11 protein-coding genes are annotated in these 12,971 nt (G+C 72.1%); 2 read left to right on the forward strand and 9 right to left on the reverse strand.

The genetic code is table 11. The annotated features are described in order from the left end of the window. Positions 1-15: 15 nt before the first annotated feature. From ACIQ6Y_RS17060 to ACIQ6Y_RS17095, 8 genes are read right to left on the reverse strand one after another with little or no spacing between them, the layout of a single operon-like run. Positions 16-936 carry a carbohydrate kinase family protein gene (locus tag ACIQ6Y_RS17060; RefSeq protein ID WP_404038891.1) on the reverse strand — a complete coding sequence of 307 codons (921 nt, stop codon included), beginning with the start codon at positions 934-936 and terminating at the stop codon, positions 16-18. Beyond that, positions 933-2,066 (reverse strand): sugar phosphate nucleotidyltransferase, encoded by a 1,134-nt coding sequence (locus ACIQ6Y_RS17065; RefSeq protein ID WP_404038894.1) that lies wholly within the window; start codon positions 2,064-2,066, stop codon positions 933-935. Before ACIQ6Y_RS17065 ends, ACIQ6Y_RS17060 begins: the two co-directional genes overlap by 4 nt. Next, positions 2,059-4,155 (reverse strand): glycogen/starch synthase, encoded by a 2,097-nt coding sequence (locus ACIQ6Y_RS17070; protein WP_404038897.1) that lies wholly within the window; start codon positions 4,153-4,155, stop codon positions 2,059-2,061. Before ACIQ6Y_RS17070 ends, ACIQ6Y_RS17065 begins: the two co-directional genes overlap by 8 nt. A 2-nt stretch (positions 4,156-4,157) precedes the next feature. Beyond that, positions 4,158-5,588 carry a hypothetical protein gene (locus ACIQ6Y_RS17075; RefSeq protein WP_404038900.1) on the reverse strand — a complete coding sequence of 477 codons (1,431 nt, stop codon included), beginning with the start codon at positions 5,586-5,588 and terminating at the stop codon, positions 4,158-4,160. 7 nt (positions 5,589-5,595) lie between these two features. After that, positions 5,596-6,402 carry an ABC transporter permease gene (locus ACIQ6Y_RS17080; protein ID WP_404038902.1) on the reverse strand — a complete coding sequence of 269 codons (807 nt, stop codon included), beginning with the start codon at positions 6,400-6,402 and terminating at the stop codon, positions 5,596-5,598. Further along, complete coding sequence (locus ACIQ6Y_RS17085) at positions 6,399-7,208, reverse strand: ABC transporter permease (RefSeq protein ID WP_404038905.1); 810 nt, start codon at positions 7,206-7,208, stop codon at positions 6,399-6,401. The genes ACIQ6Y_RS17080 and ACIQ6Y_RS17085 overlap by 4 nt, the downstream gene beginning before the upstream one ends. Further along, positions 7,205-8,242 carry an ATP-binding cassette domain-containing protein gene (locus tag ACIQ6Y_RS17090; protein WP_404038908.1) on the reverse strand — a complete coding sequence of 346 codons (1,038 nt, stop codon included), beginning with the start codon at positions 8,240-8,242 and terminating at the stop codon, positions 7,205-7,207. Before ACIQ6Y_RS17090 ends, ACIQ6Y_RS17085 begins: the two co-directional genes overlap by 4 nt. Further along, positions 8,239-9,534 carry an aspartate aminotransferase family protein gene (locus tag ACIQ6Y_RS17095; RefSeq protein ID WP_404038911.1) on the reverse strand — a complete coding sequence of 432 codons (1,296 nt, stop codon included), beginning with the start codon at positions 9,532-9,534 and terminating at the stop codon, positions 8,239-8,241. The genes ACIQ6Y_RS17090 and ACIQ6Y_RS17095 overlap by 4 nt, the downstream gene beginning before the upstream one ends. Before the next feature lie 263 nt (positions 9,535-9,797). Between ACIQ6Y_RS17095 and ACIQ6Y_RS17100 the strand changes: the two genes are divergently transcribed. Then, positions 9,798-10,859, forward strand: coding sequence for a glucose-1-phosphate thymidylyltransferase (locus ACIQ6Y_RS17100; RefSeq protein ID WP_404038914.1), 1,062 nt, complete (start codon positions 9,798-9,800; stop codon positions 10,857-10,859). Continuing rightward, a complete protein-coding gene (gene rfbB / locus ACIQ6Y_RS17105; RefSeq protein ID WP_404038917.1) occupies positions 10,856-11,830 on the forward strand; it encodes a dTDP-glucose 4,6-dehydratase in 975 nt (324 codons plus the stop codon). The genes ACIQ6Y_RS17100 and rfbB overlap by 4 nt, the downstream gene beginning before the upstream one ends. Here rfbB and ACIQ6Y_RS17110 read toward each other — a convergent pair. Further along, positions 11,825-12,844, reverse strand: a complete 1,020-nt coding sequence (locus tag ACIQ6Y_RS17110; protein ID WP_404038919.1) for a LacI family DNA-binding transcriptional regulator — start codon at positions 12,842-12,844, stop codon at positions 11,825-11,827. The two genes, rfbB and ACIQ6Y_RS17110, sit on opposite strands and share 6 nt — an antisense overlap. Positions 12,845-12,971: the final 127 nt, after the last annotated feature.

Genomic DNA, 12,971 nt, shown 5'->3' on the forward strand with positions numbered 1-12,971 from the left:
CCCAGGGGATCCCTCTCACCCGGCCGGTACGGCGCGGGCGACAGCCGCGCGCAGACCGGGCAGATCGATGAACTCGGTGTGGGTGCCGGCGCTGCCGCAGGCGAACGCGCCGGAGACGGAACCGGCCAGCACACAGTCCTCCAGCGGCTGTCCCTCCATCAGCGCGTGCAGGAAGCCGGTGACGAACGCGTCGCCCGCGCCGTTGCTGTCGACGACCGGCCGCTCCGGGCGCACCGCCGGGAAGTGCCGCGACTTCTCCTCGCCGCGCACCAGCAGATGGCAGCCGTCCGCGCCGGCCGTGGCCACCACGAACCTGGCCCGGCCCTCGTCGACGATGCGGTGCAGCACCTCCTCCAGCCGGGCGCCCAGGCCCGCCGCGCTGAGGAAGACATGGTCGGAGGAGAGCGCGTAGGTCAGGTGGTGCGGGTTGACGCCGTCCCAGTCGTGCAGGTCGGTGGAGCAGGTGACGCCGAGCCGGTGGATGTCCTCGTACATGTCGCGGTTGACGCCGGTGATCGACAGGTGGACGTGACGGGCCCGTTCCAGATGCGGCAGGTAGAACTCGCGCGGCAGCCGCAGGTCGGCCGGGTGCCGGGAGTCGTAGAAGGAGAAGCGCCGGCCCTGGGCGTCGACCAGGTTGATGCCGCGGGGGGTGCCGTGCGGGGACACCAGGTGGCTGAAGTCCAGGCCGTGCCCGGCGTACGCGGCGAGGACCGCGTGTCCCTGGACGTCGTCGCCGAGGTAGTCGATGAACTTGGTGGGGCGTCCGAGCGTGTGGAAGCCGAGCGCCACTCCGTTGCCGGTGTGCGCGACATAGTCGTACACGGGCGGCACGTGCAGCGAGTCGCCCGGCGGGACCTCCAGCCGCTCGACGCGTACGACGGTGTCGACGCCGGCGCCGCCGACCACCAGGACGTCGTAGGGGGGCAGGCTCATGCGCGGGTTCCTTCCGTTGCGGGTGGGGTGTGCGGGACGTGCTGGACCCGGCCGTTCTCCAGGACGATCGCGGAGTCGATGTCGCTGCCCGGCGGGACGGTCGTGCCGGGCAGCAGCACACTGCGCCGCACCCGCGCGCCCGCCCCGACCCGTACGCCGGGGAAGAGCACGCTGTCCTCCACCAGTCCGTCGTTGACCAGGTCCGCCGGGACCAACGACGAGGTGATGCCGGGGGCATGGGCGACCCAGGCGCGGGCCACGTCCGGGCGGACGGTCCAGGGCATGTTCTCGACGGGCAGCCGGGAGCGCGGGCCGTCGGCGGCGAGCCGCAGGTGGGCGCGGTGGTAGCGCTCGACGGTGCCGATGTCCTCCCAGTGCCCGGTCACCTCGTGGCCGCGGATGTGCTCTCCGGCCGCGAGCATCGCCGGGATCACGTCCCGGCTGATGTCGTGCTGCCAGTCGGTGCCGTCCAGCTTCTCCAGGTAGCGGCGCAGCACGGCCGTGTCGAAGACGCAGAACGCGGCGAACACCAGGTCGCTGGTGGGCTCGGCGGGCTTCTCCACGAACTCCGCCAGCCGGCCCGCCCCGTCGAAGCGGACCATCCCGAACAGGTGCACCCAGCGCCGCTCGATCCTCTGGTACGTGAGGGTCAGCGCGGCTCCGGAGGCCCGGTGGGCGGCGATCAGCGGCCGGTGGTCGAAGCGGTAGACGTGGTCGGCGTGCAGGACGAGGAGCTGCTCGGGGTCGCCGTCGAAGACGTACTCGGCCTTGCGGATCAGCGCGTCCGCGGTGCCCCGCTCGGCCGGCCAGGTCCGCTCGGGCAGCTCCCGGGGCAGCGCGTCGCCCGCGGCGCGGTAGGCCCGGTCGTAGGGCCCGAAGTGCACGCGGAAGCCGCTGCCTGTGTTCCACACCCGGTGCAGGTCGTCCATGAGCTGCCGTTCCTCGTACTGGGAGAGCAGCAGCACCTCGCCCAGGCCCGAGGCGCGTGCGTTCGCCAGGCTGAAGTCGATGAGCCGGCAGGCGCCGCCGTACGGCACGAGCGGCTTGAGCCGGCCGGTGCCGAGGGGGCCCATGCGCCGGCCCTCGCCGCCCGCGAGCAGCACGGCTCGGACGGTGTCGCGCTCAGTCATGGCGCACCTCGTCCCAGGTGACGCGGCCGGTGCTGAGGGTCAGCAGCAGCCGGGCCCCGGGCTGTGGCGCCGGGCCCTCGAACACCCCGGGGGCGGCGCGGCGCAGCCGCTGCACCGTCGGCAGGGCGCGGGCGGAGCCCTCCCGCTCGGTGGGAGTGACCAGTTCGACCCGCTCGGCGTGCGGCAGCCGGTAGGTGAGGGTGCCGTCGGTGAGGTGGTGGCGGTCGTGCAGCAGCCGGGTCAGGTCGTCGGGCACGGCGTCGGGGAAGCGGTCCAGGATGTGCCGGCAGGTGGCGAAGTCGGCCCGCTCCCAGGCGGCGTCGTAGAACCGACGGGCGGCCGGGGCGTCGAGGGGCGCGAGGCGTTCGTAGGCCGTCAGGGCGCCGTGGCGCAGCAGCGCCTCCTCGGTGAGGTCGTGGTCGGCGACCAGGTCGAACCAGCCGTGGCGCAGGGCGCGTTCCACAGGCAGCCGGGGCGTCTCACCGCGCCAGAGCGGGGCGAAGGCCGCCAGGTGCAGGTCGGCGCAGTGCTCCCAGGTGAACCGGCGGGCGACCGTGGCCGCGCGCTCGGACAGTTCGCGATATCGGGCGGGGTCCGTGTGCCAGAGCGTGACCGCCTCGTGGATCCGGGCGGCCAGGGCGTCGGTGAGCAGCGCGTCGTCCTCGGCGAAGGAGCGGTTCACGGCGAAGCCGGTGGCGTCCGCTCCGGTGCGGGCGTGCCCGAAGTGGGCCATGCCCTGCTGGGCCGTGGCGATGGGCACGGCACCGCACACCATCGCCTCGCCCTGGGCGATGAGGAAGGTGTCCATCTCGAACTTGGACGGGAAGAGGCAGAAGTCGCTCGCGGCGGCGTACTCGAACACCCGCCGCTCGTCGACCCGTTGCGACTCCAGGTGCAGCCGGCCCTTGTGCCGCTCGGCCACCTCCTGGAACCAGGGGTCGTCGAGCGGGGCGCCCGAGATGCAGCGCAGGACGAAGTTCGCGGCGAGGCCCTCGGTGAGGACCCGGTCGACGGCGCGCAGCAGTTCCAACTGGCCCTTGTGGTGCAGGGCGTAGCGCGCGTTGTGGAAGAAGGTGGGCAGGGCCGGGTCGAGGCCGATGCCTGAGAGCACCTGAGCGCGGTCGACCTCTGCCGGGTCCCAGGCCAGCCACTGGTCGGAGATCGCACAGCCCCCGACGAACATCTTGTGCGCGTTGTCCCGCACCGCCCCGGCGACGGGCAGTTCCCGGAAGAGGGACTCGAACGGCGTGTCGGCGAAGGACGCGTAGAAGTCCAACTGGCCCGGGGAGAGGAAGTCGACGAGGCCGGCGTGCTCGAGGACGAGCCGGTACACGGACACATGGTCGGGCGGGTAGTCGTAGTGCAGGTGGGTCAGCTGCTGGTACTGGCGGACCGGGTCCGGGCGGGCGGCGGCGGGCGGCGGGTCCAGCGGCAGCGGCACGTCCGCGTCCAGCAGGGCGAGCAGCCGGCGCACCTCGGGGGCGTACACCTTCTTGTCGATCGGCATGTTGCTCTGCACCGTGCCGACCACCGGCTTGAGGGGGTCGTCGCGCAGGGCGGCGGGCACCAGGTAGTGGTAGTAGGGCTCGTGGGCGTGCACGAGCGTCTTCTCGTCGCCGAACCAGCCGCGCAGAAAGCGCACGGCGGCGACCTGGAAGGCCAGCGGCTTGAAGAAGTCCAGGTCGCGGCCCTTGGCGGAGTACGGCGGGTAGAAGGTGTCGGGGAGCCGGTCCAGGTAGTCGTCGGACAGGAAGTACAGGTCGACGCCGTCCAGCCGGATGCGGTGCGCGGTGGTGGTCAGCTCCACCTCCACCTCGGCGGGGAAGTCCCGCCACACGTCCGGGTCGAGGACCAGGGGCAGGGTGTAGGGGTCGGTGTAGGGCAGATCCTCGACGTCGTAGCGGCCGCGCAGGTCGTCGAGGCGGCCGTGGGCCGGGGTGACGATGGAGACCCGGTGGCCGCGGGCGGCGAACGCCTTGGAGAGGTTCCACAGGTACACCGAGGTGCCGCCCTGCAGGAAGGTGTGGTCGAAGCCGCAGCACTCGAAGTAGGTCTCGACGATGTGCATACGGGGTTCGGGCACGGTCACGTTCACGTCCTCGCTGAGGTGGTGGTCGGGGCCGGGGCGTGCGCGCCGAGCGTCAGCGCGTGGCGCAGGTCGATCGCGGCGTGGTAGGGGCGGGCGTGGTCGCAGTTGTAGGCGAGTTCGTGCAGCAGCCGGGCCAGGTAGAGCAGCCGGTGCGGCGGGTCGGCGGACGGCGGGCCGAGCAGCAGCCGGCGCACCTGGGTCCGCCAGACGTCCGCCGCGTGGAAGACCAGGCGCAGCGCCTCGGGCCGGCCGGCGGTGTCGTCCAGGGCGTCGGTCATGGTGTCCAGGGAGTCGACGCCGAGCCGTCCGGCGCTTTCGAACGCGGCTTCGTCAGCGGCGAAGTACTCCAGGGCCCGCTCGACGGCGACGAGGTCCTGCACGGGTGACTGGGCGGCCCAGCCGGGCTCCCGGGGGCTCATCGCGGGGGTCGACATGTCGATGACGGTCATCGTCAAGCCGCCGTCCTCGCCGGTGCGGCACAGCAGGTGCGACAGGTGCAGGTCGCCGTGGGCGGGGCCGGACAGGAAGGCGCCCGGGCGGGACGCGAACGCGGTCCGCAGTGCGGCGGTCTCGGCCCGCAGCGCCGTGAAGGCCGCCTTCCACGCCCGCTCGGGGAGCGCGACGGCGGCGGACTCCAGGACGGCCACCCGATCCTCGGCGCGGTCCAGCGCGTCCCGTACCGGGTAGGGGTGCGGGGCGCCGCCGAGGCGTGCGGCCAGGTCGTGGTGGAACCCGGTCAGGAAGCGGCCGGCGGCGGTCAGGTCGGCGGCGAGCGGCCGCAGATGGGTGCGGACCGTGCGCTCGATGTCGCATCCCGCGGTGATCTTCGGCCACAGGGAGCGCATGTTGTGGCGCAGCGGGGTGTCCAGGCCGTCGCCCGGGACGTAGCGGTAGAACACGCCGAGCGGGTGCCGGGAGCCGTCGGCCGGGTCGGTGTAGACGTAGTCCCCGGCCCACTCGGGCGTGCGGCCGGTGCCGTCCATCAGTCGCAGCAGCTCCGGCTCGCGGGCGGGCTCGTCCAGCCGCCGGTAGGTCTTGTGGACGTACGGGGTGCCCGAGGCGTCCAGCAGGGACAGGGCGTTGGAGGACCAGCCGCGGTCGAACGGCAGCCGCCCGAGGGGGCCGGCCGGTGCGCCGGTGCCGCGGAACCGGAGGCTGCCGCCGCGTACGGTCGTCAACTCCGCTCCTGACTGCGCCTTTTGCCAGACCAGCCGGTCGAAGTCCAGCTCACCGTGAGCCTCTTGCAGGGCTCCGCCGTCCGTGAGGCGTACCGGCACGACGTACCGGCGTCCGGCCGCGGTCACCACCAGCAGGCGGGTGCGGTCGTCCAGGGCCACCTCGTCGGTCGTCTCGTACCGGGCGGCCCGGCGGCCGTCCTCGTCCATCCAGGGCGCCGCGCGCAGAAGGGCGTGAAGTGCGTCGTCGTCGGTCACGGCCGAGTCAGCTCCCGGTCATCTCGTAGGTGTCGATGCCGCGCCGCCACACCATCAGGGCGAGCGCGAGGGCCGCGCCGGTCACCACCGGCAGCCAGCCGAGGAGGTCCGTCGAGCCGTGCAGCAGATAGGTGCTCGGCACATAGGCGGTGAAGGCGAACGGCAGGACCCAGGTCAGCAGTCCGCGCAGGCTCGGGTGGTAGAGGTCGAGCGGGTAGGCGGCGAACTCCGACACCTGGCTCGCCGCGTACATCGACGGCATGCTGGTGACGGTCCAGAAGGACAGCGAGGCGAAGAAGAGTTTCACCGCGGTGTGGACCAGCGCGCCGCACAGCACCAGCAGCGGTGCCAGCAGCCACTGTTCGGGGGTCGGGGACAGGCCGAGTCCGGAGCCCGCGTAGCAGACGAGGACGACACCGACGGCGAGCTCGCCGAGCCCGTCGGGGTGGAAGAACCGCTCCGACAGCAGCGAGAACAGCGGGTTCACCGGCCGGATCAGATGGCGGTAGAACTCCCCGCGCTGCACCAGCTTGCGGCCCAGCTCCCACAGTTGGTCGGTGAACAGATGGTCCAGTCCCCTGGGCAGCAGGGAGAAGCCGAGCAGGAACAGCACCTCGTGGTACGACCAGCCGCCGACGGCGGGGACCTGGCGGAAGACCAGCCCGACGACCGCGGTCTGGATGCCGACCCGGACCAGGAAGGCTCCGGCGCCCATCAGGAAGTCCATGCGGTACGCGGTCAGCCGGTGCAGCCCCACTCCGCCGAGGAACCACGCCAGCCGCACATAGCGCCCCGCCGTTCGCGTACGGGTCATCCGCCCAGCACCTCCAGCCGCCCGAGGCAGGCCCGCCACAGCACCGCGCACAGCAGGGTCAGTCCGGCCGCCCAGGCCAGTTGTCCGGCCAGTACGGCTGCGGCGGACGTCCAGCCGTCGTAGCGGCCCAGCAGGAGGGTGAGGGGTCCGTCCACCATGCCGCTGAAGGGCAGGGCCCGCGCGAGGGTCGCCAGTGGTTCGGGCATGAGGGCGATGGGGACCATCTGGCCGGCGAAGAAGGCGGTCACGGCCTGCTTGACCATGCGCACGCCCCAGGTGTTGGTGGTGACGAACCCGGTCATGCCGGTCAGCAGGTTCACGCAGAACGCCAGCAGCACCGACACGGCGGTGGACAGCACGAACAGCGCCAGGTCCAACGGCCGGGGCACGGTGAGCGGCACCAGCAGCGCGAACAGCCCCAGCACCGGTACGCCGACCAGGACCGCGTTGGCGCACACCACGGGCAGACAGGCGAAGAACCGCATCACCGGGTAGCTGACGGGCCGCACCAGCATCACCGCCACATCACCCCGGTACACCTCGGCGGCGACCTCGTCGTCCACCCGGTTGCTGTGCAGCACCTGGAGCAACTGGGCCACCAGCAGGTAGGTGGTGATGCTGTCCCGGTCGAAGCCGCCGGGGCCGGCGCCGGGGCCGGCGGCGTACACGGCCCGCCACAGAAAGACGGTGACCGCGGCACCGGCCGCGGCGGTCATCGCGGTCATGGCGAAGGTCGAGCGGTACTGGAGCAGCGACTGCAGACCGCCGGTCGCGAAGGGTGTGTAGACGCGCAGCCGGCCGGTCATGCGGTGCCGCCCGGTGTCGTGTCGTCGGCGCCCTGCGGTGCGAGGGGGCGGCCGTAGATCTGGCGCAGGACGTCCTCGAGGTCGGGTTCGGGGGCGTAGCAGTCGGCGAGGTCGAAACGGTCGAGGAGGAAGGAGAGGACCTGGCGGGAGGTGTACCGGCCGGTGGGGTAGGTGACGCGGATGCGGCCGTCGGTGTCGGCGATGGCGTGGACGCCGGGCAGTCCGGTCTCGATGCCGCGCAGCGCTTGGGCGGTGGAGGTGCTGTCGCGGTGGTCGAAGACGACCGAGCGGTGGGCGGCCGTGCGTAACAGCTCGTGCAGCGGCCCCTGGTGCACCACCCGGCCGTGGTCGACGACCAGGACGCTGTCGCAGATCGCGGCGATGTCGGCGATGTCGTGGCTGGTGAGCAGCACGGTGGTGCCGAGCTGCTGGTGGGCGCGGTTGACCAGTTCGCGCACCGCGTCCTTGAGGACCATGTCCAGGCCGATGGTCGGCTCGTCCCAGAAGAGCACCGCCGGGTCGTGCAGCAGGCTGGCGGCGATCTCCGCCCGCATGCGCTGGCCGAGGCTGAGCAGGCGTACGGGGGTGGTGCCGAGCGCGTCGATGTCGAGCAGTTCCCGGAACAGGGCGAGGTTGCGCCGGTACACCGGCTCGGGGATGTCGTAGATGCGTTGCAGGATGCGGAAGGAGTCCGGGACGGACAGGTCCCACCACAGCTGGCTGCGCTGGCCGAACACCACGCCGATGCGGCGGGCGTTGAGCTGCCGGTTGCGGTAGGGCTCGATGCCGCCGACCAGGCAGCGGCCGGAGGTCGGGGTCATGATGCCGGTGAGCATCTTGATGGTGGTGGACTTGCCGGCTCCGTTGGCGCCCAGATAGGCGGTCTTGGTGCCGGCCGGGATCTCGAAGGAGATGTCGTCGACGGCCCGGACGATGCGGTGGCGCCGGGTGAACAGGGTGGAGAGGCTGCCCAGGAGTCCGGGCCCGCGCTCGGCGAGCCGGAACTCCTTGACGAGGTGCTCGGCGACGATCATGCCGCGACCACCTGCTCGATCGCCGTGTCCAGCAGCGTCAGTCCCTCGTCGAGCAGGGCCTCGTCGATGGTGAACGGCGGTGCCAGACGCAGGATGTGTCCGCCGAGCGCCACTCTGAGGCCGAGGTCGAGGGCCGTGGTGTAGACGGCGCGGGCGAGGTCCGGGGCGGGGGTGCGGCTGTGCGGGTCGGTGACGAACTCCAGTCCCCACAGCAGTCCCAGGCCGCGGACCTGCCCGAGGACGTCGAAGCGCCGTTGCAGTGCGGTGAGCCGCGTTTCCATCAGCTCGCCGAGGACGCGGACGCGGTCGATCAGCCGGTCGCGTTCGATGACCTCCAGGGTGGCGCGGGCGGCGGCGATGCCGAGCGGGTTGCTCGCGAACGTCGAGGCGTACGCGCCCGGTACGGCGGCCTCGGGCCTGCGCAGCAGTTCGGAGCGGCCGGCCAGCACGGCGAACGGGAACCCGTTGGCGGTTCCCTTGGCCAGCATCGCCAAGTCGGGTTCCACGCCCAGCGGTTCACTGGCGAGGAAGGCTCCGGTGCGGCCGCCGCCGGTGAGCACCTCGTCGGCGACCAGCAGCACCCCGCCCTCACGGCAGGCCTCACCGACCCGTTCCCAGTAGCCCGGCGGGGGCACGATCACCCCTGCCGCGCCGAGGACCGGCTCGAAGACCAGCGCGGAGACGTTGGGCTTGGCGGCGATGTGCCGGCGCACCAGGGACGCGCAGCGTAAGTCGCAGCCGGGGTACTCCAGTTCCAGCGGGCAGCGGTAGCAGTAGGGCGCGTAGCCGAGCACGCTGTTGCCGCTGAAGGACTGGTGGCCGATGTCCCAGTGGACCAGCATCCGCGCGCCCATGGTCTTGCCGTGGAAGCCGTGGCGCAGGGCGCCGATGCGGTTGCGGCCCGGTTCGGCCGTGGCCTGCACGACCCGCAGCGCCGCCTCCACGACCTCCGCGCCGGTGGAGAAGAACGCGTAGGTGTCGAGGTGGTCCGGCAGCAGCCGGGCGAGCAGTTCCAGCAGGTCGGCGCGGTCCGGGGTGGCGCTGTCGTGGACGTTCCACAGCCGCTGGGCCTGCGCGGTCAGGGCCGCGACGACCTCCGGGTGGCCGTGGCCCAGCGACTGGGTGAGGGTGCCGGAGGCGAGGTCGAGGTACTGGTTGCCGTCGAGGTCGGTCAGGACGGGCCCCCGGCCCTCGGCGAACACCCGGCGCCCGTGCTCGGCCTCCTCGGAGGCGCCGGGTGCCAGATGCCGGGCCTCTCTTCGCAGTTGTCGGGCTTGCCGGATACCTGTCACTACAGCCCCCTGGAATACGGACGGATTCCCTGCGGTCGACTGAAACGCCTTGCAGTGCAAGGGCGTTGGCGGTGCGAGAGGTGAGTCAAACACCCTGGCAAGACGGTTCGCAAGCGTTCTGAAACTTTCAGGAATTCCTTGCACAGCCGGGGGGCGGTCTGCTTGAGTCGATACGGCCTTCCGGCCGCACCACGCCTCCTGACCGAGGAGAGACCGTTGAGACCACAACATCCCCGACCGGCCTCGTTAGCACGGAGGCCCAGGTGAAGGCACTGGTGCTGGCGGGGGGCACCGGCAGCCGTCTGCGACCGTTCACGTACTCCGGCGCCAAGCAGCTGCTGCCGATCGCCAACAAGCCCGTGCTGTTCTACGCCCTGGAGTCGCTGGCCGCGGCCGGCATCGAGGACGTCGGGATCGTCGTCGGCGCACACGGCCCGGCGATCCGCGAACTGGCCGGTGACGGCGGTGAGTTCGGGTTGCGGATCACCTACATCACCCAGTCGCGGCCGCTGGGGCTCGCCCACGCGGTGCTGATCGCGCGGGACTTCCTCGCCGACGACGACTTCCTGCTCTACCTCGGCGACAACTACCTGCCCGAGGGCGTCGGCGAACTCCTCCGCGCGGGCGGCCCCGCCGCGGCCCGGCTGCTGCTGACCCCCGTCGCCGACCCGTCGCGCTTCGGCGTGGCGGAGGTGGACGCCGAGGGCCGGGTGCTGGCGCTGGAGGAGAAGCCCGACACCCCGCGCAGCGATCTCGCGCTCATCGGCGTGTACGCCTTCACTCCCCTCGTGCACGAGGCGGTGCGCGCCGTCCGGCCCTCCGCGCGCGGCGAGCTGGAGATCACCCACGCCGTCCAGTGGCTCATCGACCAGGGGCATCCGGTGCGCGCCACGGTCACCACCCGGCCGTGGCGGGACACCGGCAGTGTGGAGGACATGCTGGAGGTCAACCGTGAGGTGCTGGACGGTATCGAGGGCGGTGTCGAGGGCAAGGTCGACCCGGCCAGCACCCTCGTCGGCCGGGTCCGCGTCGCCGAGGGCGCCGTCGTGCGCGCCTCCCGGGTGGTCGGCCCGGTGGTCATCGGCGCCGGCGCGGTCGTCAGCAACTCCAGCGTGGGACCGTACACCTCGATCGGCGACGACTGCCGGGTCGAGGACAGCGCGATCGAGTACTCCGTGCTGCTGCGCGGGGCGCAGATCGAGGGGGCCGGCCGGATCGAGTCCTCCCTCATCGGCCGCGGGGCCGTGGTGGGACAGGCCCCGCGCCCACCGCACGCCCACCGTCTCGTGATCGGCGACCACAGCAAGGTGCATCTCACGCCATGACACGCATCCTCGTCACCGGCGGAGCCGGTTTCATCGGGTCCGCCTACGTCCGCCATGTGCTCGGCCCGCAGGCCTCGCGCGGAACGGCCGTGACCGTCCTGGACAAGCTCACCTACGCGGGCAGCCTCTCCCGCCTCGACCCGGTGCGCTCGCACCCCGACCTCACCTTCGTGCAGGGCGACGTGTGCGACGCGTCGCTGGTGTCGGCGCTGGTGGCCGGGCACGACCAGATCGTGCACTTCGCCGCCGAGTCGCACGTCGACCGGTCCATCGCGGCCGGCGCCGAGTTCACCCGGACCAACGTCCTCGGCACCCAAGTCCTGCTTGACGCGGCGCTGGAGAGCGGCGTGCGCACCTTCGTGCACGTCTCCACCGACGAGGTCTACGGCTCGCTGCCCGACGGCGCGGCCAAGGAGACCGACCTGCTGCGGCCGTCGTCGCCGTACGCCGCGTCCAAGGCCGCCTCCGACCTCCTCGCCCTGGCCCACCACCACACCCACGGCCTCGACGTCCGGGTGACGCGCTGCTCCAACAACTTCGGGCCGTACCAGCACCCGGAGAAGCTCGTCCCGCGGTTCCTCACCGCGCTCCTGGACGGCGGCACCGTCCCGCTGTACGGCGACGGCCTGCAGATACGGGACTGGCTCCACGTCGACGACCACATCAGGGCGCTGGAACTGGTCAGGCTCTCGGGCCGGCCCGGGCAGATCTACAACATCGGCGGCGGGACCTCGCTGACGAACCTCGATCTGACACACCGTCTGCTCGCGCTGTGCGGCGCGGGTCCGGAGCGGATCGTCACCGTTGCCGACCGCAAGGGTCACGACCGCCGGTACGCGGTCGACCACACGAAGATCACTCAGGAGCTGGGATACCGCCCGGGCAGTCCGTTCGAAACCGCGCTGGCCGCGACGGCCGAGTGGTACAAGCAGCACGCGCACTGGTGGCGGGCGCTGCCTGCGCGGCTATGACCGGGGTACGGCCGCGGTCGACCCCCGCACCACCAGCTCGGGCATGATGACGAACTCGGTGTGCGGGGCGGGCGTGCCCCACAGCTCCTCCATCAGCGCGTCGACGGCGGCCTGCCCCATGGCCCGCACCGGTTGCCGGATGGTGGTCAGGGGCGGGTCGGTGTAGGCGATGAGCGGCGAGTCGTCGAAGCCGATCACGGAGACGTCCTCGGGGACGGCGAGCCCGCGCCGGCGTGCGCAGCGTATGGCTCCCAGGGCCATCATGTCGCTGGCGCACACCACCGCCGTACAGCCCTGGTCGAAGAGTTCCGCCGCGGCCGCCTGTCCGCCCTCCAGGGTGAACAGGGTGTTCCGGATCCACCGCGCCGACTCACGGGGCGACAGCCCCAGCCGCTCACCGACGGCCCGCTGGAAGCCCTCGGTCTTGCGCTGTACCGGAACGTACCGGGCGGGTCCGACGGCGAGTCCGATGCGCTCATGCCCGAGCGCGGTCAGATGCGTCACGGCCAGGGCCATGGCGGAGCGGTCGTCGCAGGAGACGAAGGGGGCGCTGATGGCCGGCGAGAAGCCGTTGACGAGCACGAACGGCACGCCCTGTTCGCGCAGCCGGGCGTAGCGGGCGGTGTCGGCGGTGGTGTCGGCGTGCAGACCGGACACGAAGATCATCCCGGACACCCCGCGCTCGACCAGCATCTCGGTCAGCTCGTCCTCCGTCGACCCGCCCGGGCTCTGGGTCGCCAGCACCGGGGTGCAGCTCAGGCGGGTCAGCGCCTGCCCGACGACCTGGGCCATCGCGGGGAAGATCGGGTTGTCCAGCTCGGGGGTGATGACGCCGATCAGGTTCGAGGCCCTCGGCCGCAGCCGTGACGGCCGTTCGTAGCCGAGGGTGTCCAGCGCGGCGAGCACGGAGGCCCGCGTGTCCGAGGCGACGCCGCGCGTGCCGTTGATCACCCGGCTGACCGTGGCTTTGCTGACCCCCGCCGCGGCCGCGATGTCGGCAAGTCGCGCGCTCATGGCTGTGGACTGTACCTGCCGGCCGACGGTCTTGCCCACACGGCCCCGGGTCGTGCGGCGGTACTGAATGACGTCCGCGGCCGCGGGAGTTGACGTGTGGCGGAGCGCCACCCTGCGCCGGGTCCGC

Source organism: Streptomyces sp. NPDC096205 (genome assembly GCF_044763135.1).
Lineage (GTDB): Bacteria > Actinomycetota > Actinomycetes > Streptomycetales > Streptomycetaceae > Streptomyces.

What these genes read in the sequence shown, in the direction of transcription:
- ACIQ6Y_RS17060 (WP_404038891.1), bottom strand. Translation starts at nt 936, where the DNA reads ATGAGCCTGCCCCCCTACGACGTCCTGGTGGTCGGCGGCGCCGGCGTC.
- ACIQ6Y_RS17065 (WP_404038894.1), bottom strand. Translation starts at nt 2,066, where the DNA reads ATGACTGAGCGCGACACCGTCCGAGCCGTGCTGCTCGCGGGCGGCGAG.
- ACIQ6Y_RS17080 (WP_404038902.1), bottom strand. Translation starts at nt 6,402, where the DNA reads ATGACCCGTACGCGAACGGCGGGGCGCTATGTGCGGCTGGCGTGGTTC.
- ACIQ6Y_RS17085 (WP_404038905.1), bottom strand. Translation starts at nt 7,208, where the DNA reads ATGACCGGCCGGCTGCGCGTCTACACACCCTTCGCGACCGGCGGTCTG.
- ACIQ6Y_RS17090 (WP_404038908.1), bottom strand. Translation starts at nt 8,242, where the DNA reads ATGATCGTCGCCGAGCACCTCGTCAAGGAGTTCCGGCTCGCCGAGCGC.
- rfbB (WP_404038917.1), top strand. Translation starts at nt 10,856, where the DNA reads ATGACACGCATCCTCGTCACCGGCGGAGCCGGTTTCATCGGGTCCGCC.
- ACIQ6Y_RS17110 (WP_404038919.1), bottom strand. Translation starts at nt 12,844, where the DNA reads ATGAGCGCGCGACTTGCCGACATCGCGGCCGCGGCGGGGGTCAGCAAA.